This window comes from Paracoccaceae bacterium Fryx2 (assembly GCA_032334235.1).
Classification (GTDB): Bacteria; Pseudomonadota; Alphaproteobacteria; order Rhodobacterales; family Rhodobacteraceae; genus JAVSGI01.
In genome coordinates this window covers 65889-84373 of record JAVSGI010000008.1, presented here as the reverse complement: position 1 = coordinate 84373, position 18485 = coordinate 65889, and the positions used below count along the sequence as shown (strand labels likewise).

Annotated in this window: 19 protein-coding genes and 2 pseudogenes; 3 read left to right on the top strand and 18 right to left on the bottom strand. The window is 64.6% G+C overall.

The genetic code is table 11. From position 1 onward, the window contains the following. Positions 1–102: 102 nt before the first annotated feature. From RNZ50_26395 to RNZ50_26360, 8 genes and pseudogenes are all read right to left on the bottom strand, one after another. The gene (locus tag RNZ50_26395; protein ID MDT8858490.1) at positions 103–270 is read right to left on the bottom strand and encodes a hypothetical protein; all 168 of its coding nucleotides are present in this window, start codon (positions 268–270) and stop codon (positions 103–105) included. A 13-nt stretch (positions 271–283) separates the two neighbouring features. After that, positions 284–937 (bottom strand): TIGR02594 family protein, encoded by a 654-nt coding sequence (locus RNZ50_26390; GenBank protein MDT8858489.1) that lies wholly within the window; start codon positions 935–937, stop codon positions 284–286. Between the two features lie 88 nt (positions 938–1025). Continuing rightward, the gene (locus RNZ50_26385) at positions 1026–1334 is read right to left on the bottom strand and encodes a hypothetical protein (GenBank protein ID MDT8858488.1); all 309 of its coding nucleotides are present in this window, start codon (positions 1332–1334) and stop codon (positions 1026–1028) included. A gap of 10 nt (positions 1335–1344) precedes the next feature. Continuing rightward, positions 1345–3273 (bottom strand): DUF2793 domain-containing protein, encoded by a 1929-nt coding sequence (locus RNZ50_26380; GenBank protein ID MDT8858487.1) that lies wholly within the window; start codon positions 3271–3273, stop codon positions 1345–1347. A gap of 31 nt (positions 3274–3304) precedes the next feature. Continuing rightward, positions 3305–7249: a glycoside hydrolase/phage tail family protein gene (locus RNZ50_26375; GenBank protein MDT8858486.1), complete on the bottom strand. Its 3945-nt coding sequence runs from the start codon at positions 7247–7249 to the stop codon at positions 3305–3307. Positions 7250–7255: 6 nt separating this feature from the next. Then, positions 7256–7684, bottom strand: a complete 429-nt coding sequence (locus tag RNZ50_26370; GenBank protein MDT8858485.1) for a peptidase — start codon at positions 7682–7684, stop codon at positions 7256–7258. Beyond that, a complete protein-coding gene (locus RNZ50_26365; GenBank protein ID MDT8858484.1) occupies positions 7681–8565 on the bottom strand; it encodes a DUF2163 domain-containing protein in 885 nt (294 codons plus the stop codon). Before RNZ50_26365 ends, RNZ50_26370 begins: the two co-directional genes overlap by 4 nt. Further along, positions 8562–8855: pseudogene (locus RNZ50_26360) on the bottom strand (DUF2460 domain-containing protein). The gene RNZ50_26365 and the pseudogene RNZ50_26360 overlap by 4 nt, the downstream one beginning before the upstream one ends. Positions 8856–8926: 71 nt before the next feature. Between RNZ50_26360 and RNZ50_26355 the strand changes: the two are divergent. Further along, a protein-coding gene (locus RNZ50_26355; protein ID MDT8858483.1) for an IS5 family transposase occupies positions 8927–9678 on the top strand; the annotation gives its coding sequence in 2 pieces (ribosomal slippage) (positions 8927–9257 and positions 9257–9678; 753 coding nt in all). 8 nt (positions 9679–9686) lie between these two features. Here the strand turns inward: RNZ50_26355 and RNZ50_26350 are convergent. From RNZ50_26350 to RNZ50_26325, 6 genes and pseudogenes are all read right to left on the bottom strand, one after another. Beyond that, positions 9687–10028 (bottom strand): annotated as a pseudogene (locus RNZ50_26350) (DUF2460 domain-containing protein). After that, positions 10028–12436, bottom strand: a complete 2409-nt coding sequence (locus RNZ50_26345) for a phage tail tape measure C-terminal domain-containing protein (GenBank protein MDT8858482.1) — start codon at positions 12434–12436, stop codon at positions 10028–10030. The pseudogene RNZ50_26350 and the gene RNZ50_26345 overlap by 1 nt, the downstream one beginning before the upstream one ends. Beyond that, positions 12429–12587 (bottom strand): hypothetical protein, encoded by a 159-nt coding sequence (locus tag RNZ50_26340; GenBank protein ID MDT8858481.1) that lies wholly within the window; start codon positions 12585–12587, stop codon positions 12429–12431. The genes RNZ50_26345 and RNZ50_26340 overlap by 8 nt, the downstream gene beginning before the upstream one ends. Positions 12588–12655: 68 nt before the next feature. Next, the gene (locus RNZ50_26335; GenBank protein ID MDT8858480.1) at positions 12656–13093 is read right to left on the bottom strand and encodes a hypothetical protein; all 438 of its coding nucleotides are present in this window, start codon (positions 13091–13093) and stop codon (positions 12656–12658) included. Between the two features lie 2 nt (positions 13094–13095). After that, a complete protein-coding gene (locus tag RNZ50_26330) occupies positions 13096–14034 on the bottom strand; it encodes a phage tail tube protein (GenBank protein MDT8858479.1) in 939 nt (312 codons plus the stop codon). A gap of 39 nt (positions 14035–14073) precedes the next feature. Then, the gene (locus RNZ50_26325; GenBank protein ID MDT8858478.1) at positions 14074–14496 is read right to left on the bottom strand and encodes an acyl-CoA transferase; all 423 of its coding nucleotides are present in this window, start codon (positions 14494–14496) and stop codon (positions 14074–14076) included. On the opposite strand from RNZ50_26325, the gene RNZ50_26320 reads away from it, so the two are divergent. After that, complete coding sequence (locus tag RNZ50_26320; protein ID MDT8858477.1) at positions 14486–14869, top strand: CopG family ribbon-helix-helix protein; 384 nt, start codon at positions 14486–14488, stop codon at positions 14867–14869. The two genes, RNZ50_26325 and RNZ50_26320, sit on opposite strands and share 11 nt — an antisense overlap. Next, positions 14857–15147: a type II toxin-antitoxin system RelE/ParE family toxin gene (locus RNZ50_26315; GenBank protein ID MDT8858476.1), complete on the top strand. Its 291-nt coding sequence runs from the start codon at positions 14857–14859 to the stop codon at positions 15145–15147. Before RNZ50_26320 ends, RNZ50_26315 begins: the two co-directional genes overlap by 13 nt. Here RNZ50_26315 and RNZ50_26310 read toward each other — a convergent pair. The 4 genes from RNZ50_26310 to RNZ50_26295 all read right to left on the bottom strand — a co-directional run bounded on the left by RNZ50_26310 (position 15144) and on the right by RNZ50_26295 (position 18480). Beyond that, positions 15144–15770, bottom strand: coding sequence for a DUF6441 family protein (locus RNZ50_26310; protein ID MDT8858475.1), 627 nt, complete (start codon positions 15768–15770; stop codon positions 15144–15146). The two genes, RNZ50_26315 and RNZ50_26310, sit on opposite strands and share 4 nt — an antisense overlap. Beyond that, positions 15767–16081, bottom strand: coding sequence for a hypothetical protein (locus tag RNZ50_26305; protein ID MDT8858474.1), 315 nt, complete (start codon positions 16079–16081; stop codon positions 15767–15769). The genes RNZ50_26310 and RNZ50_26305 overlap by 4 nt, the downstream gene beginning before the upstream one ends. Continuing rightward, positions 16078–16419, bottom strand: coding sequence for a DUF2190 family protein (locus tag RNZ50_26300; protein MDT8858473.1), 342 nt, complete (start codon positions 16417–16419; stop codon positions 16078–16080). The genes RNZ50_26305 and RNZ50_26300 overlap by 4 nt, the downstream gene beginning before the upstream one ends. A gap of 66 nt (positions 16420–16485) precedes the next feature. Further along, positions 16486–18480 (bottom strand): peptidase U35, encoded by a 1995-nt coding sequence (locus tag RNZ50_26295; protein ID MDT8858472.1) that lies wholly within the window; start codon positions 18478–18480, stop codon positions 16486–16488. Positions 18481–18485: the final 5 nt, after the last annotated feature.

The following is an 18485-nucleotide window of genomic DNA, read 5'->3' as shown; positions in this document are numbered from 1 at the left end:
AAAAAACCATGTTTACAAATAAATCACAAGCGAGTCGAATCGAATGCAGGTCGGCATTCGATCAGAAATTCCGTAGTACAACGCGCGCAAGCATCGTCATGATCACCTTCGCCGCTTATCTGCGACCGACCAGATCATTGACCCGATGGTCAGCACAGCGCCGATCACCGGTTCGACCTCGGATGCCTGGACATAGCCTTTGGCCACCAGCGCGGTGCCAGCGACAGTCAGAACTTGGCGGATCAGCGCCAGGATTGCAGGCTTCAACATGTTGTTCTCCTGTTCAGATTTCATTGGTGGTCGCAAGGAATTCGCCCGGCTTCATCGTCGGCAGACGCTGCAAGCGGGGCGCGTAGGTTGCGGGCCAGCGCGCGCCGAGAAGGCGGGACTTTGCGATCCGGGCGATGGTGACGGCGTCGGACTGGTTGCCGCCCAGCACGTAGAAATGCACGTCGTTCTGGCCGATCGCGAAACCGACATGGCCACCGGAGCCGCGTTCGAAGATCAGCACGGCGCCGGTGATCGGTTGCACCTCACGGCCGAACAGCAGCCAATGCCGGGCCCAGTAGGGGTTGGTGCCCAATGCGCCGAGCAATGGCTCATCGGGCAAGCCGATGCGGATGCAGGTTTCCACGAAATCCCCGCACCACGGGTTTTTCGACGGATCGCCCAGCGAGCGGCCGTCGCGTTTAAGCCAATCCATCAGCCAGGACCGGTCGCGGGCCTCGTGGCGTCCGAGCGCTGACTTGGCTTCGATGATCCAAGGCAGCGGGCCGGGCGGGGCAACAGATGCCGCGCGACCGTTCGCCGCTAGCAGCGCCTTCATTGCGCGGGCGGTGCGAAGACCCCAAAGGCCGTCAACGGCACCAGGGGAATGGCCGAGTTTTTCCAGCCCACTTTGGATCAGGCGGAGGGGATCGCGGGTGTCGGTGTTCATGGGGTGTCTCCTTTCGCCCGTCGCCGGGCATGAAAAAACCCGCCTTGCGGGCGGGTGCGGGTGGATCGGAATGGTTGTCGGGGTGGGGTCAGTTGGTGCGGCCGCGCTGGAAGGCTTCAAACATCAGATCGCGCATGGCCCGGATATCGGTTTCGATGCGTTCCAGCCGGTCGGCATCGTGACCGCGATCCTCCGCCCGCTGACGATCGGCGCGATCACGTTCGGCCGCCAGTTCGCGATCAAGCCGGGCCAGCATGGCATCGTTGGTGAACGCGATGCGCGTGACCGCGGCCAGCAAGGCGATCGTGCCGCCGACCAGTGCGGTGATGGCGGCGGTGATGCCATGATCGCGGAAGGCGGTGCCAACCTCCTGCAGAAGCGTTGTTTTCTCGTCCATGGGGTGTCCTTCAGTAATCGGTTTCAAGGTAGAGGCCGGAACTGTCGAAGGCGACGGCCGCGGCGGTGGCGCCGGTGTTCATGTAGAAGCGGGGCGAGAGGAACTGCGTGACGGCGGGCAGATCGGTGGTGATTTCCTGCTCGAAAATTGCGCCGGTGACTTCATTCACCGCCCGGAGCCAGACCGAGGCGGCGTTCGGCGCGGTGGCGACAAAAAGAGACAGTACACCGCCGGTTGCAACGGCAAAGCTGGCTCCCATGTCGGTCAGGGTGGGTGCTCCGGTGCCGTCATTGGTCACCATCTGCCAGTTGGCATGAGTGCCGCGCTGGAAACCGATGCCGACACAGTTCAGCACCGTAGCAAGCGTCAGCGTGGTGGCGAGCGCAGCGGTCGAGCCATAAAGGCCGAAGAAACCCATGCCGGTCGCCTGCAGGGTGGTCAGCGAAATCCGGGTCACGAAGGTCCAGCCGCCCAGGCCCGCTGCGTTGCCGCGCCAGCAAGCCCAACCGGCCGAGCGCTGTTCGGCGACGGCGTCGATCGTGGCCGCCGAGGTCAGCCGCCAGCGGCGCATGGAGGCAGCAAGGTTGGTCGCGGCCAAGGTGGGCGTGGATACCGTGCCAACGGAGGTGATTGGCAGGCCTTCGGTGGTAATCGTGGTAGTAACCGAGGGTGACCAGTTGGCAATCCGGTTCACCCCAAAATGTGGCTGCAGTGGGAAGTCTCGCCCCGATGGCCGCATGACATCGACCCAAGGCGCGCCCGCCCGGTTGCGGGCGTAGACCGCGATCTTGTCTGTTGGCGGCGGTGATGGGGCTGCGTTCAATCCCGGCAGAATCGTTGGTTGCGGTAATTCCACCTGGCCGTTGCCGCGGTCGATCTTCATCGCGTCAAAGAAGGTCGACCCGTTGGGGCTGACCTTGAAGCTGAAGTCATCCGACGCGAGAAGCCCAATCAGCGCCCTGACGGAAAACCCGGTCTTGAAGGCAAAGGCGGCATCATTCCCCGCAGCAGCCTTGTTGACCGTCGCCTCGATCCCGCCGCCAGCGTTGTTGAACAGCATTGCCGGGGTGTTGATCGAGAGACGGTTATGGCTGTCGGCGGTCGCGCCACCGAGGCCAAGCACCTGGGCGGTCAGGTTTGCCTGCGGCATGCCGACCTGCGTGACCGCATTGGCAAAGGTCACCGTCGGCGTGTTCACTACCGTAGTGCCACCCGCGCCCGCCGTCGCCGAGCCGATGTTGACCACCGTATTCGATCCGGACGCGCCGCCGCTGCCGAGGTTTACGGTCTTGGTGAGACCAGTGGTCGTGGCCCCGGTGCCCAACCCATAAGTTGCGGTTGCCGTTGAAGTGCCGATGGTGGCGGCAGCAGCCGAAACCGTGACTGTGCCGCTGGCGGTCAGCGTGCCGGAGAACGTCTTGTTGCCTGTAAACGTCTGGGTGCCCGCAAGGATCGCCAACTCGCTTGTGGTGTTGGGCAGGCTGAAGGTCCGGGTTGTGCCGGTGGTGATGCCCGACAATTCGAACACCGCCCTTTTCGTCGGATCGGCGTCGTCGGTCAGCGTGAAGGCCGTATCGGCCACGCCCGCCGCCAGCAGCGCGCTGATCAGGGAGGTCCACGAACCCGCGCTGAAGATCAGCGACGACAGGGTGGTCTCGTTCCAGGCAAGCCAGCCGTCCTTTGGGGCATAGAACACCCAGGCCCCGTCCTGCCAGGCGGCTATCTGGGTGGCGCGCCCTGCCCAGAGCCCGCTGGGTGCGGGGCCGATGATCCAGCGCTGGCCATCGGCGGGCGCGCTCGGCGGTGCAGACAAAGCCGCGCTCTTGACCGCAATCTGCACCAGCACATCTAGGAACCGCAGGCTCTCGTTCACCGTGACATGCTTTTGCGATTGGCTGGCCGCGAGATAGGGCAGCGCAAGGTTCGTGGATTGGCTCATGCCAATTCCTCCAAGGATCAAGTGTAAAGGGTCAGACGAGGGCTTCAGCGGCAGCGCCGCGGCCCAACGCGCCGATCTGATAAACGCGAAAGCGCAGGGTCGTGACGGGCCCACCAAAATCTGCTGCCAACATCGCGGCGGTGTAGAGAAACCATGCAGTCGCAAGACCAGACACCGTCCGGACCACTGCCGCGCCATTCAGGATTTCCAGATCATAGGCCTCGGTGGTCTCACCCAGCGGCACATCGACCAGAACCCAACTATCGCCACTGCTGGCCCGCGTTCGTCGCAGCCAGGTCAGCAAGATGTCGCCGCCGGGCCGCGGAATCCTGCGCAACTGCGCCGGGCTGAATGGTTGTAGGCCTCGGCCCGACGGCGTGAAGGCCAGTTGTAGGTTCAGTGGATCGGCGGCCGCCACCGACGCTGGACCAATCCGCCAGTTTGCGGGCAGGCCGATATCGCTTTCCGTGATGGCGATCGGCGTGACGGCAGTGTTCAGCACCACCACCCGCGCCCCGGCCGGGGATGGATTGCCGATCGCATCCTCGGTTCCAAACTGGCCGCGCAGCAGATGGGTCAGCTTCCAGCGCCCGGGGCTTTGCAGAGCGGCCGTGCCGAACTGGACGATCTCCCAGGCGTTGGGTCCGGTTTCGATCGCGAGGGGATTGCCCCCAGCCAGCAAGGCCTCGTTGTCCAGGCTGGTGAAACTGCCCGAGGCGATATCGACCCAAAGCTCATTCCCATTGTCAAACCGCCAAACCGGTCCGGCATAGAAGTCGAAAGCCAGCGTGCCGAGGCGGGCTGGCTGCCCTACTGTGCCCAGCGCTGTGAAGCCATCAGTCGACGGGCTGCGCCATATAAGTGCCGATCCATACCAAGGGGCGGCAAAGACCGCGGCATAGGGGCGATGCGCCGGGATATCATCGGCCAACTGGGGCAGATTCATCAGGATTGCCGCCGGGGGGCCGAACACCGTCGGCGCGATAAAGGCCGGGGTCCGCTCCGGCCCCGGTGGCAAATCATAGAGCGTCTGATCGGTGCGCTTGGCCTCAATCCGCCGCGCGGCGCCATCGGTGATCCGCGCCAACACATAGTCGGGGGTGCGGCTGTCACTTTCGAGGCGGATCACGTCGGTCGGGTCCAGCGCCAGGAGCGAGGGCGGCAGCGCGAAAGCCGCATCCTCCCGGCCAACCCATTCCTCATAAAGGGCCCGGCGGGCGGCGCGATCAGCAAGGGCGGCGGGATAGACGATCGGAAACTGTTCGGTGCGGACCCGGGCGGTGTCGACCGTGATGCGCCGGGCCTCGACGGACAGCGCCCCATAATCCTCGTCGGGCATCAACAGGCGCCATTTCAAGGCGCGCGGCAGTTCGGTTTCCTGCGCCCGGGTGAAGCTGATGTCTTCGGCATTCCGGTCGGTGATCACCAGCGTGTCGGCAGCGATCTGCGCCACGGCAGGGCGACCGCGCGGCACGAAGCGCAATAGCCCGCCGGTCTCCACCACGTCGAAGCCGTAGAATTGCGCCAGCGGAGCAATTGAAGCCCGGGCGCTCTCGATCGCGGTGATGGCGTATCCGGGCACTGTGGCGGCCAACTGGCTGACATCGATCAGGTCCAGCGGCACGCCGCCGGTGCTGCAGAGTTCGCGCACCAATTCCGCGAGGCCACAACCGCCGATCCGGCCAGTCAGCCAATGGCCGAGGCGATAGTTGTCGATGTCGGACCAGACGTCGGACCGCACCGGGAAGGCCGGGTAGGGCCGGGCATCCCATGTCCAGATCGCAATCTCGGCGGTGTCAATCATACGGCCCGCGTAAAGCCCAGAGGCCGGGTTCTTAGCCGGGTCATTCCAATAGGGATAGAGCGCCTCGATGTAACGCCTCTGGACCAGATCGTCCTGATATCCGCGCGAGTAATAGGGCAGGAAGGACTCGGACGATTTGGGGTCATAAAAGACGTTGGGCTGGTTGGTGCCGCGATTGACCGCGGGCGCCCCGGCTTCGGTGAAGCGCACCCGTTTCGATTGCGGCACCCACGCCGTGGGCGATCCACTCTCCACACCGCCGGGCCGGTTAAAGTGCTGGTTCAGCCACCAGTTGCGGATGTCCTTGGTCCGGAACACCCACGGCTTGCCATAGGCGCTGTCGGTGACAGGCGTCCGGGTCTGCGCGGCCCTGTCGGCATCCGAGGCATAGAACCAGTCAAAGCCTTCGCCGCCTTCAATGTTCGACTGCAGATAGGGCAGGTCATAGATCGCAGGCGCGCCCGCCAGGGCATCCAAATGCTGTTCGCCATCGCGCCAATCTGACAGCGGCATATAGTTGTCGATGCCCACAAAGTCGGTGTTGGCATCGGCCCAGAGCGGATCGAGGTGAAAGAACAGATCGCCGCTGCCGTCCTGCGGCTGGTGGCCGAAATATTCCGACCAATCGGCGGCATAACTGATCTTGGTGCCTGCGCCGAGGATCGACCGGCAGGCGGCGGCGAGGCTCTGCAACGCGGTTACTGCCGGATAGGTGCTGGCAACCGATCGGATCTGGGTCAGCCCGCGCAACTCGCTGCCGATCAGGAAAGCATCGACGCCACCGGCAGCCACGCAGAGGTGGGCATAGTGCAGCATCATGCGGCGCAAGCCCCAGTCGCTGGGCGATCCGGTCCAGGACACCGCCGTGCCCGACACCGCAAAATTGCCGGGCACCGCCGACCCGAAGAACGCCGAGACCTGACCGGCCGCTGCCGCAGTCTTGTCGACCGTGCCCGCGAACCCCGCGGCAGGCGAGCAGGTGATCCGGCCCCGCCAGGGGTATTTCGGCTGGCCCAGCCCTGCTGCATTGTTCGAATAGGGGTTCGGCAGCGTGTTGGCCTCGGGCACATCCATCAGGATGAACGGATAGAAGGTCACCCGGAAGCCGCGGGATTTCAGTTCCTGAATGGCCTGCACGACCGAGAAGTCGGAAGGCGTACCGCCATAGGCCGGGCTGCCGCTGATCTGGGAGACCACATAGGCTGCACCGCGAGCCACACCGTTGACCAGCCACAGCTTCGGTGCCGTCACCTTGGTCGCCGTTTCCACGCCTGGCCTGATCTGGCAGTTGCCCGCCCGCAGATCGGTGCCGAACCACGCCACCACCAGCGACACTGATTTGCAGTTCGGGGCGGTAGCTTCCAACTGATCCAGCGAGGTCAGGAAATCGCATTGTCCGCCGGTGGAATTGGCGTTCTCGGGCAGCACAGCGCCGCCACCCACAGTGCGGGTAATCGGCTCCGTGGCATAGATGAACTCGCCCGAGGACGGGATCATGTTCACGGCCGTCAGCAATTGCTCGGCGCTGTCAGGCTCTTCAGAGGGGCGATAGACCTCGAAGGACAGCTGTGGGAGCCGGTTGCCGAAGATGGCGAGTGGCAGGTTTTCGAACACGACATAGGCTGTGCCGCGATAGGCGGGGGCAAGGCCAGCGCCCATCGTGGCCTCGATGAACGGATCGGGCATCTGGGTTTCCGTGCCGCGGTGCAGCCGCCAGATCGCACCCGGCACATCAAACGCGCTGCCATCCGCCCAGATGCGGCCAATCCCACCAATCGGGCCGGTCGCGATGGCCACCGCGATGCTTGCGAAATAGCTGTATTCCTCGACCACAACGCCGCCACCGCCGCCCTTGCCGCCGCCGCCCTGGCGGGTTTCGGAATAGACCTCACGGAAATCCGTGGCCCAGATGATGTTGCCGCCGACGCGCATCCGGCCGTAAATGCGCGGGATCACGGCCCCTTCTGTGGCGCTGGTGACGCGCAATTCGTCCAGCCGCGCGCCCTCCTGCCGCTGGTCGGGTGCAAAGGATGCGATGATGCGAGAGTCGATGGCGGTGCCGATCAGTGATCCGATGCCGCCGCCGATCACCGCCCCGGACAGGCCAAGGATGGAGCCGCCGAAGCCCGCGCCCAGCGCCGAGCCGATGCCGCCGAGAAGGATTGCTGCCATGGTGAGTTACTCCGGATAGAGAAAAGCAAAGGCCGCTTTGCGCGCCCAGATCGGGCTCCACGGCTCTTCGATGACGCCCGCGCCCTCATAGGCGTGGATTTGGCCGATCTCGATGCGGATGCCGCAGTGTTTGGCGGGGCCCCCGCGCGCCATGCGGAACAGGATCAGCGCGCCGGGTCCGGCGGTGGCGATAGGAATTTCCTTAAGGAAGCGTCGCGCCGCTTCGGCCAGCACTTCCGCCCCGCCTGCCTCGCCCCAGTCGCGGGTGTAGGGCGGCGGGGTAACCGGTTCAGGCCCATGCAAGTCGCGCCAGATCCCACGCGCGAGGCCAAGACAATCACAACCGGCCCCCAGCACGCTGGCCTGATGGACATAGGGCGTGCCGAGCCATCGCCGGGCGGTGGCAATCACCCGGTCAGCAGATGCACCGGTCATAGCGGCTGCCCCGAACTGCCATCGCCCTGCGTTGGATAGCGCACAATGGTGTCGTCGCCGGGTATCGCCGGAAATCCGCTGAAGTTGACCCCATTGCCGAATTTTGTGCGGCAGGTTGCAAACTGCTTGTCGCAGCCCGCCTGGATGAAAAACCCATCACCCGGGGCGATCGCCCGCACCGGGGCCTCGATCAGAGTGATCTGCGCCAGACCCACCGCAACAGAATGGATCGACACCTCGGCGCGCCGCCCGGCATTTGCACCGCTGGTCCATTCCACCCGGCCCAGCGCAAACCAGTTTACCGCAAAGCCGCCAAGACCTGCGGTAGTGAAACTGCGATCGCCGGACACCGCCGCCACCGATCCGCTGCCGGAATAACTGGGCGCTGCCAGATTGACCCCGCATCGCGTATCGCCAAGTTCCGCGTCGCAATAATACTGGTACGTCCGCCCCACCGGCTGATTGAGGAAATGCGTCAGCGACCGCACCTCTGCCACGAACACCTGCTTGCCCCGCCTGATCTGGCCGAGATTGCCGCGCCGCATCAGCACCCGCTGCGCGACATTCTCCCAGTTTACCCGCCAGACCTCGATCGCCGCGTTGTCCCAGCGGCCATCGAGAATATCGGTCTCGGTGATCCGGTCGGAACGCAGCGCGCCTTCGGCATCCTGCCCGTCGACCGAAAAGTCGGCGCTGGCGCGGATTTCGGAGGCGGCGAAACCGGTGTCGGGCTCGTAAGATGTGCCTGCGATGATCAAGGCGCGATCATGATCGGTGAAACCAAAAATCACGCCATCGGCCCGCTCGATGCGCCAGCACCACGCCAGCGTTGTGGTGCCATCGTCGAGATGGGCCTGCATGCCAGTGGGGAGGGATTTCATCGGCGCACCTCAATCAGGGGAATGGATGTGATTGAGCCCAGCCGCTCGAAATCGAGGGTGACGTCCAACGTGTCGGTATCGAACCGGACGGGTACATCGAATTCGAAACCGGCGGTGATCGTGACGCCCGGCGATGGAGCCGACGCGAAGGTGACGGCACCAGTTGCCGTGTTGATCGTCCAACCGCTGATTTGTATTGCACCGTTCAAAGCTATCGCCACAGTTCCGGCCACAGGCTTGGTGATCGTCCGCGTCCACGACTGCGCGCCGCTGGTGTAGAGTTTCACTAGGGCCTGTTGACGTTTGAGGATTCCCAAATCACCCGCTGACTGATTCAAGGTTGCCAACATGGGAGGCAACCTTGATCCGCACTACTCTGACTGATGCCCAGTGGGCAACCATCGCTCCGCACTGTCTTGGCCGCGCATGCGACCCCGGCCGCACCGGACCCGACCCTCGTCTTTTCGTTGAGGCGGTGCTGTGGATTGCCCGCACGGGCAGCCCCTGGCGCGACCTGCCAGAAGACTTCGGCAAGTGGAATTCAGTATTCAAGCGGTTCCGCAGATGGGTGAAAGCAGACGCTTTCTACTGTATGTTCAGGGCGTTGGCCGAAGATAGCGACTTCGAATACACCATGATTGATGGAACCATTGTCAAAGTCCACCGTCACGGTCAGGGCGCAAAAGGGGGACTCAAAGTCAAGCCATTGGGCGTTCTCGCGGCGGTATAACTACCAAGATCATGGCGTTGACAGACGCACTCGGAAACCTGATCGACTTCCGGTTGCTGCCGGGACAGGCTCACGACCTGCGGGGCACGGCGGCGCTCATCGAAGGGCTATCCTGCGGAAAGCTCCTCGCGGACCGTGCTTTCGACGCGAACTGGCTGCGCGAGATGCTGGCGGAGGCCAAGATTGAGGCGGTTATCCCGCCCAAATCCAACCGCCGTTTCCCTGCCGAGTTCGATTGCGACACCTATAAATGGCGTCACCTGATCGAGAACTTCTTTGGAAAACTTAAGGAATATAGGGGTATAGCAACAAGATGCTGCAAGACCGACACCAGTTTCAGCGCATTTATCTCCCTCGCATCAACCGTCATCCGGCTCCGGTGAACGTCAACACGCCCTAGTTGGAAAGCGGTCGTGGCGCCATTGCCGGTGCCGATCGGCTGGTCGGTGGCCAAGGTGCCCGCCGACGGCAGGCCAGATTTGTAGTCGGCCCAGTCTTTCCAGCGAAACCCGTAGAGCCGCCCGCGTCTTGCCTCGAAAAATGCAGTGACTGCGGCAAGATCGTCGGCTTTGCGAATGCCATAGGAGGCATCATAGCGCCGTCGCGAGTCTGCCCAGGAGCCGTTGCGCTCTTCATCGCCGCTCGCCATCTCGACAATCTGGGTGCGCCGTTCCGGCCCGCCACGAGCGCCGCGGCTGATGTTGTCGGGAAAGCGCACCTCGTGAAACGCCATCACATGCCCCTCCGCCCAGCGGACACTGCGCGAGCGATGTCGGCTGCAACTTGCGTGCGCGATTGCCGAAAGCTTTCGGCGTCGCGCGACATGATCGTCACGTTGACGGTTGGGGCGCTGGATTGCCCCTGGCCGTATCCAGCTGCCTCACGCCGCGACAGAACCCGCTCGCCGCGTTGCAATATCGCAAGCACCTCGTCCGGCTTCAGCCCGGCCCAGCCGCCGGAATGCATGCGGGGCGCCCCGGCGAAGGCCATGGCAGGCACCATGCGGCGGCCACCTTCCATGCCAACCGTGCCGCCGGAATGCAGGATGTCCGCGAACAACCCGCCCGCGCCGCCTAGCGCCCCCGACAAGGCATTGGCGATCGGCCCCAGAATGAAGCGCCGGGCGGCAAGTTTCGCCAGATCGGCGATCATCGAGGTGACGAGGCTCCGAAAGTTCAGCTTGCCGGTTTTGACAAACTCGGCGACAGCATTCTCGGCGCTATGGAATGCGCCCACCAGTGTCTGTCCAATATCGCCACCGATGTCGCGCGCCTTGGCGGCATAGTCAGCGAGCGTCGCAACCGCGGCCGCCCAGCCGGTCTTGGCGGCTTCAGCCCCGTCGGCGGCGGCAGCACCAGCGCCACCGGCGGCGCGCCCGGCCGCTGTGATGGACTCGTCGAACTGGTCAGCGGCACCGGCAGCACCTTCAAGGGCCGCTTCCCCTTCGGTTCCGGCGGTGGCGACCGCGTCTTGCAACGCTTGCCAACTGGCCAGCGGGGCCAGCGCTCCGGCCGCCAGATCGTTCGCCGCGGAGCGGTAGGTGTTGGCCGAGGTCAGGGCCTCGCGGGCGATAGTGTTCAGCCCTAAGTCTGGCACCGCCAGAGGATTGTCCTCAAAGGCCCGGTCAAAGGCGTCTTTCGCCGCCGATCCGGCACGGGTTGCCGCCCCGGCGAAGCGGTTCTCTATCTCGCCGAGGTCCAGATCGCTCAGCAGCGTGATGCGGCGCTCCGAGCCCAGCGCTTCCAGCCCGGAATTGACCCCTTCGATGAAGCCGTTGATCCGGGCGACCACGCCGTTCAACATGCTCTCCACGCCTTCGATCAGGCTGTTGGCCGCTTGAAACGCGAGATCGCCAATGGCAGCGGGCAGCAGACCCCAGATCGCCTTGATCGCCTCGAAGGCGCCCTCGAAGGTATTGGCGGCGGTGTTGCCAAAGCCCACCACGCTTTCGATAGCGCTCTGCATGCCGCTGGCCGCATCGGCCTTGAGGTCGAAGAACATTGCGGTGGCGGCCGCGCCCGCTGCCGTCGCCCCCATCTTGATCCGTTCCCAGACCTCGACAACGACATCCTTCAGCAGCCCCATGGCGTTGCCAAAGCCACCCGCGCCGGAGACCAACTTGGTGAATTGGAACACCAACTCACCCGCGCCGACGATCAGCGCGCCGATGCCGGTGCGGATCAGCGCCCCGCGCAGGATGACAAGACCGGTCGCGAGGCCGCGGACGGAAAGGGCGGCCGCCGCCAGCCCCGCCACCCAGCGCCCGGCCATCAAGGCGGCAAAGGTGGCGGCGTAAGTGGTGAGCCGCCCGAGGTTGTCGAAAAGCGCGGTGATCGCGATGCCGATCGGCCCGGTGCTGCGCGCCATATCCGCCAGAGCGTTCGCCACCACCTCCAGCGCCGGGGTGACCGCCGCGGTGAGGCGATTGGTCAGGCCGAGCCATATCAGGCCCAGCTTTGCGATCGCATCGCCGGTACGTTCGATCTGCGCCGCATCCGTGTCGCTTATCGCCACCCCGAAATCCCGCATATCCTGCGCTGCCTCGCGCAGGGTCGCCGGGTCGATGCGCAGGAAGGCCAGTGCCGCCCGGTCGCCGAAGAGATCAGAGGCAACGGCCGCACGTTCGGCCTCGGGCACGAACCGGTTCAGCGCCTCCTGAATGGCGACGATGCGCTGATCGAGCGGCAGGGCTTGTAACTCTGCTGCCGTCAGATTTAGCCGCTGCAAGGCACCGACGGCCGATCCCGATCCGGTCGCGGCCTCGGAAAGCCGGGTGGTCAGCTTCTTGGTGGCCTGTTCAATCTCGCCCATCGAGACACCGGCCAGCTCGCCAGCCCATGTCAGCACCTGCAGGCTTTCGACGGTGGTTTTGAGCGAGGCGGCCATATCCGCTTGCGCGCCGATGGTCTCCAACCCGGAGCGGATCATCGCAACACCAGCGGCGGCTGCCGCTGCAGTCACTGCCGCCAGCGCGATCCCGGCCTTGCGGGCAAAGCCGACAAGCCGGGTGTTTGCCATTTCCATTTCCGAGGAAAGACGGCCGAAGCCACGGGCCCCGGCATCGCCGATGCCTTCCAACTCGGCGCGCACCTGCCGTCCGCCGACCGCAGAAAGGCGGACGCTGACTTTCTTCTCAGGCATGGTTCTCTCCGATTTGTTCGTTCAGTTTGCGCACCATCACCGCCTCGATCTCGGACAGCAGTTCGGCGGCGATCAGGGTGTCGATGCCCAGCGCGTGGGCCATGGCCATGGCCGCGCCCATGTCCCAGCCGAGGACCGCGCCTGGGATCACGCGCAGCTGGCCGCCGAGGCGGCCGACCAGATCCCAGACTTGCCAGCCGTCTTGCGTCTGTGGGCGGTTCAGTCGTGCGGGGCAGTCCGGGCAGGGGCCCGCGCAGGCGGCGCAATACCGGTCGCCCCCGCCGAAGGACCACTCGGCGAGGGCGCGGAGCCGTTTTTTTCTGCGTCCAGGATCAGCCCCTTGGCGACATAGCCGGTCTGGAAGGCCTCAAAGACCGGCCAGATTTCCAGCAGGGCGTCGATACCTTCGGGCGTGACGGGAACAATGTTGCCCTCATCGTCGCCAACACCCTCCCAGTCCAGAATGGCCCGGCGGGCGACAGCTTTCGCCATGGCCAGTGCGAGTTCCTCGGTCGTGGCGGATTCGGGTAAGCTTTCGATGGCCATGTCCGCCCGGGCAGACACCATCAAGGCGGTGGTGAGCGGGCCGACCAGCAAGCGCAGGCCAGGAGCGAGGTCCAGCCATTGCGGGGTGGCTGTCAGGTTCAGTCGGATCATGATCAGTATCCTGCAAGGGTGTTGACGAGAACGGCGGTGCACATGCGGGCGGGGCTGGTTGCCCTCGCGGCCTGCCAGTCAAAGCTGGCCTGCACACCTTGCGGCCCGGCGATTTCGATCCGGGGGATCGGCAGATAGACGGCGTGCGCGGTGAAGGTGAAACTCGCGTTGGCCCCGAGGCTGTAGTTGAACTCCAACTCGCAAGGGCTGCCGTCGATCGCCTGGGTGACCAGCGTGCTGTCGGCAAAACGCACTTCGATTCGTCCGGACAGCGCGGCCTTGGTCGGGTCAGCCCCATCGATGCGGCCATCGCCGCGAATGGTCTCGATACGGTCGAGGTTGTTGGAATAGGTGATCTCGGCTGAGACCAGATTGCCCAATACAGTGGCGTTGCGCTTTACGGTGCCGTTGAAATGGCCAAAGCGCTGTAAGCCCAGCGCCGTGGGCGTGCCTGCGGCGGTGGCGGCGGCGATGGTTTCGCCTTGCGCGACGAGGCGGGAGGTGGCTGTCAGCAGGCCCGACCGCTGCATCTGCCAGCTAAGCTGATCCAGCACGCAGCCGGAATACATCGCAAAGCGCGGCACCTCCGGCATGGCGACCTCGACGGCCATGCTGGGCAGTGTCCAGTTGCCCGATTGAAAGGTATGGGTCTTGGGCGTCGTGCCAGCGGTGGTCGGCTGGCCGAACGCGGCCTTCAGCCAAAAGCCGAAGGCCTCCACATCGATCGGCACCACAACCTCGCCATCGGCGGTGACAGCGTCTTTGATCGGGGCGAGCGGATCGCGCCCATAGCCCAGCAGTTCGGATTCCAGCAGAGGTTGTTCCGACCCCAGCGTTGTCCGGGCGAAGGGCATCAACCGGAACCCACTGACCGGCGGGGTGCCGTAAACCGTCTCATACGCAAGCGCCATCTGCGCCCGCGCGCCTTGCGCACGTGCCATGGGGGTCTCCTTATTGTTGGGGTGGGGTGTTTGCCGGGATCAGCCCAGCGGGTCGGCGGTGGTGTAATGCAGCAGAACTGTCACGACCGCCGCCTTTAGCGAAACGGCGCCGTCAACCGGCAGATCGACCGAAGCCGGGGCCTCGGCCTCGACCCAGTCGCAGAGGCCGCCGAGGGTGCGATCGGCAGCGAGCGCAGTGCCAATTGCTGCGATCAGGCTGTCAAAAGCCGCCGCTCGATCATTTGCAGCTTGGACGATTACCTCTAACTCCGCCCGATGCTGGAAGTGATAGCGCAGCGGCGATAGCGTCACCTCCGGCTCGCCCGGCTGGCCGTCGCGCAAGATAACCAGCCCGGCTGGCGGAATGCGCTCTGGCAGCACTTCATCGCGCAAGACAGTAGCGGCAAGGCTTTGCAGCCGCGCTTGCAGCATGGTGAGGATGGTTTCGCGGATGGTGGGCATTTTCTCACCTTTGCGGATTTGTGACTTCTGCGATGGTCGCGGCCGTGCTAAAGGTAATACCTGTGAATACCTGTTCGGAGTCGCCCTCATGAATGCCGTCCGCCCCCTTGCCGTAAAGCTCGATCAGGACATTCGTGACCGCCTGAAGCGGCTGGCGGATGCCAAAGATCGATCCACCCACTGGATGCTGCGAGAGGCTGTGGCGCAATTCGTGGAGCGTGAAGAGAAGCGCGAGGCGTTCCGGCAGGCCGGGTTACAGGCTTGGCAGGAGTATCAGGCGACCGGCAAGCATGTGACCCATGACAAAGCCGACGCCTGGCTCGCCAAGCTTGAAGCGGGCGAAGAGGCGGCCGTTCCTGAATGCCACGACTGATCTGGTCGCCCGCAGCCCTGCGGGATGTCGAGCGGTTGTATCGCTTCCTTGCCGACAAGAACCCCGATGCAGCCCGCCGCGCAGCCAAATCCGTTCGTGAGGGGATGCAAATTCTGCGTGATCAGCCCGGTATTGGCCGACCGATCGAGGATATGGAGCCAGAGTTCCGCGAGTGGCTGATCCCCTTTGGTGAAAGCGGATATGTGTCGCTTTATCGTTTTGACGGCGAGACGGCGGTTATCCTTGCTGTTCGCCATCAGCGGGAAGCTGGTTACTAAACCTCCCTCCAATTCGCCACGATCAGCCCCGGCAGCCGCGCCTCTGCCTCGCGTGCTGGGCCCTCCAAGCTCAGGCGTTTGGGCAGTTTTACCTGCGGCACGAGGATGAAAATCGGCACGGTCGCCAGCCCGCGCCCGGTTTTTGACTTGGACACCACTGCCCGACCTTTGGAATTCAGCCGGGTTTCAGCCACGAGCAGGCTGGGTTGCCCGCGCCGAAAGACGAACCGCAGCCGCTTGCCGGTGCGCTGTTCCCAACCGCCGGGCGTGATCCGCTTGTTGCCGACGCCCTTTTTTCCGGCCGCGGCGGTCGGGATTGCCAGCCAGAAACCGTTTTTCGCGCGGATCAGGGCCCCGCGGTCAAAGGCATCGACCACCTTGGAGGCGTTCGAATAGATCACCGCCGCCGCCCGGATCGAAGCGCCGCTGGTCGGGTAAAGCTTCTTGCGGATCGAGTTGGCGAGGCCTTGGCCCAGCGCTGCGCCGGTGATCTGGCCGCGCCAGGCTGTTTGCAAGCCGCTTGCCGCCTCGGAAACCCCGGCCGTCACTGCGCGTTCGGCGGCCTCCAACTCTTCTTTCATCATGGCCCGGATATCGCCCTGAATGTCGGCCAGCAGCTTCACAGCGCCCGGGCCTCCGCGAGCCAGACAAGCCGGTAGGTGTCGCGGGTTGGAGTGCCTTGGATCTCGTGCTGCTGGCCCGCGATTTCCACTGTGTCGCCCGCCGTCAGCGCTGCGGCATCGGCGAGGCGGATGTTCAACAGAACGGTGTCGACGACGAACCGCCCCTCGCCGAAACTGGCAAACCCGTCCGGCATTGCCCGGATCACGCGGATGGCCAGCGCAAGGCCCGTACCGCCGACACGCAGCAGCGCATCGACGGCAAGGTTTTGATCCGCGAAGAGCGAATTCGTGGCCAGATCGAAGGCGGTCAATTGGCGCTGGCCGCGGTGAGGCGCACGCGGCCTGTGGTCTCGCCTGCACCGGCACCGACCGCCAGAACGGCGACGCCCGCCAACTTGTTGGTCGCCACCACGTTTGTCACCCGGGAGGTCGCGACATCCCAATAGATCAGCTGGCCGACCGTCCAGGCCTGCGAAGCGGTCTTGGTCAGATCGTAAATGCCGTTCATCACAAGCACCAATGGCTCGCCAATCGCGGCGGCGTTCTCGGCGATACCGAAGAGCGAGCCGATCAGCACTGGTTGTCCGGAGGTGGTGACGGCGGCTGCGACAAGCGTGACGCGGTTGCCCACGCCGATGAAGTTTTTCATCAGAAGTCTCCTGAGATTTGGGGGAAGATGCGCAGCCTTCATGGCGACGCCGCTAATGATTGCTGATCAGACGCCCGCGTTGCGGTAGAGCCCGCGCCAGTCGATGGCCTTGGAGGCGAAATCGTGGCGGGCCTTGATTTCCATGCCGTCGACCTCGAAGCCCATCCGGGTTTCGGTGTAAACGCCGTTGCTGCCATCGAGATAGGCGTACTCCACTGTGTCGATCCGGTTCGGATCGGCCGCTAGAAACCAAGGATCGGCCCCGGCCGCTGGGATCAGGCGGGGCTCTTCGATAGGTTCCAAGCGACCGGCGAAGGCGTTGACGCCTGCGACAGCATTGGGCGTGGTGGCGGTGACGTTCTTGCGCGCCTCGACCGACCGGCTGCCGGGCGGGGTGATCAGATAGCGCGGCTGCACGGAGATTTGCCGCGCCTCAATCCCGCGCTGGTTGCCAAATAGGCGGTAGGCCTCGGCCAGGGTGGTTTCAGAGATGGCCCCGGCGGTGCCGAGATTGCCGTGGCCTGCGTTGAACAGCGCCACGCCGTCGCCCATCAGCGGATTGCTGGTCAGGATCGAATAGACCAGATCGGATTCGAGGTCCGCTGCCGAGGCCCCGAACGCCGAGGGGATGCGAGTGAAGGCATCGAGATCATCGTTGATCAGCGTCTGGCGCGTGATGCCGATGATCCGACCATAAGTCAGCAGGGCATAGACCTCGCGGCCTTCGCCCATTGTGCCGTATGTGAACTCACCGCTTTCGGGCACGCGGAGCAAGTCTGGGGCCCCAGCAAGCTGGGTGCGCTGCACCGGGCGGAAGTCGGTGATCGTCGCCTGCCGCGCCCAGGCGGTGAAGGAGCGAGGGGTGCTGTCATATGCCGAGCGCAGGGTCTTGTTGGCGACATTGGCGAGGATGAACGGGAAATCGGCGCTGGAATGATAGCCGGGCCCAGCACGTTTCTGCAGGGCCTCGGTCGCCAGTTCCATCCGCGACAGACCCCGCGTGCTGATGCCCCGGCGTTCGAGGGCGTGGCGGGCCATGTCCAGCAAGTTCAGTCCGCGGAATTCACGCGCCGCGTCTGTCAGCTTGTGCAGGCCGGGGGATTGGCGGTGCATCAGCGCGTCCGTCACAGCATCGCGGTAGGCGATTTCACTGGCGGCAGCGTCGCGAGCAGCGGCGGGCACGGTCGCGCCGGTTCGGGTGCCGACAGTATCGGCCTCGGCCAGCTTATCCAGCACGGCGCCGCGAGCCGCGTCCAGCGAGACGCCGCGCCCGATCAGATCGGCGGCAAAGACGTTGTCGAGGCCGTGGCGCTGGCAAAGCGTCAGGATATCTGCGGCGGCCCGCTGGGCCTCTGCACGGATCGCGTCGGCGTTTGGCGCGGCTGGGGCGATCACTGGCGCCGAGGGCTGGACAGGATCGATGGCGCGCGTGACGGGTGCGGGCGCTGCCGCAGGTTGGATATCGTCGGGCATAGGAGCCTCCAAGGTTGCGTTTGTGGTGCGGGTGAGGGTGCAGGTGTTCATCGTGGCGGTGCGGGTGGCGTCAGATCGGACCCGCGCGCCGGGATCGGCGCCGATTGCGACGGCCGAAATCTCCAAGGGTTCCCAATCGACAGCGCGCCAGAGTTCAGGCGCGCCATCGCGTTTGGTGATGTCGTAGCGATGGACGCGGTAGCCGACCGAAACGTTGCGGATGATGCCGCCCGCGATATCGCGAAAGATCGGCTCGACATCGGCCCGCTCGCTGAAGCGGATCGTGGCGGTGCCCTGGCCATTGGCGATCCTGGCCGATCCGTCGACGACAACCCCCAGCACCGAGTCCAACGACCAGGCATCATGCGAGTTCAGAAACGGGGCGCCGCCATTCAACCGGTCTAGCCGGACGGCTGATCCGTCCAGCGACAGTTCCTCGTCGACCGCCTCGTCCCAGAACCGGGCGCGCCGGACCGTTGCGCCGGTGGTCCAGATGATCTCGACCGTGCGGGCGGCTTCGTCGACGGAACCCGCGCGCACCGAGGCCATCCGCCCTTGCAGGGGCAGATCGATGATGTCTTTCGGCATGATTT

Excerpts from the sequence above, each read along its gene's own strand:
- RNZ50_26390 (MDT8858489.1), bottom strand. The coding sequence starts at position 937 with ATGAACACCGACACCCGCGATCCCCTCCGCCTGATCCAAAGTGGGCTG.
- RNZ50_26300 (MDT8858473.1), bottom strand. The coding sequence starts at position 16,419 with ATGAAAAACTTCATCGGCGTGGGCAACCGCGTCACGCTTGTCGCAGCC.
- RNZ50_26330 (MDT8858479.1), bottom strand. The coding sequence starts at position 14,034 with ATGGCACGTGCGCAAGGCGCGCGGGCGCAGATGGCGCTTGCGTATGAG.
- RNZ50_26365 (MDT8858484.1), bottom strand. The coding sequence starts at position 8,565 with ATGAAATCCCTCCCCACTGGCATGCAGGCCCATCTCGACGATGGCACC.
- RNZ50_26370 (MDT8858485.1), bottom strand. The coding sequence starts at position 7,684 with ATGACCGGTGCATCTGCTGACCGGGTGATTGCCACCGCCCGGCGATGG.
- RNZ50_26375 (MDT8858486.1), bottom strand. The coding sequence starts at position 7,249 with ATGGCAGCAATCCTTCTCGGCGGCATCGGCTCGGCGCTGGGCGCGGGC.
- RNZ50_26380 (MDT8858487.1), bottom strand. The coding sequence starts at position 3,273 with ATGAGCCAATCCACGAACCTTGCGCTGCCCTATCTCGCGGCCAGCCAA.
- RNZ50_26315 (MDT8858476.1), top strand. The coding sequence starts at position 14,857 with ATGCCACGACTGATCTGGTCGCCCGCAGCCCTGCGGGATGTCGAGCGG.
- RNZ50_26385 (MDT8858488.1), bottom strand. The coding sequence starts at position 1,334 with ATGGACGAGAAAACAACGCTTCTGCAGGAGGTTGGCACCGCCTTCCGC.
- RNZ50_26395 (MDT8858490.1), bottom strand. The coding sequence starts at position 270 with ATGTTGAAGCCTGCAATCCTGGCGCTGATCCGCCAAGTTCTGACTGTC.
- RNZ50_26320 (MDT8858477.1), top strand. The coding sequence starts at position 14,486 with ATGGTGGGCATTTTCTCACCTTTGCGGATTTGTGACTTCTGCGATGGT.
- RNZ50_26335 (MDT8858480.1), bottom strand. The coding sequence starts at position 13,093 with ATGATCCGACTGAACCTGACAGCCACCCCGCAATGGCTGGACCTCGCT.
- RNZ50_26345 (MDT8858482.1), bottom strand. The coding sequence starts at position 12,436 with ATGCCTGAGAAGAAAGTCAGCGTCCGCCTTTCTGCGGTCGGCGGACGG.
- RNZ50_26325 (MDT8858478.1), bottom strand. The coding sequence starts at position 14,496 with ATGCCCACCATCCGCGAAACCATCCTCACCATGCTGCAAGCGCGGCTG.
- RNZ50_26295 (MDT8858472.1), bottom strand. The coding sequence starts at position 18,480 with ATGCCGAAAGACATCATCGATCTGCCCCTGCAAGGGCGGATGGCCTCG.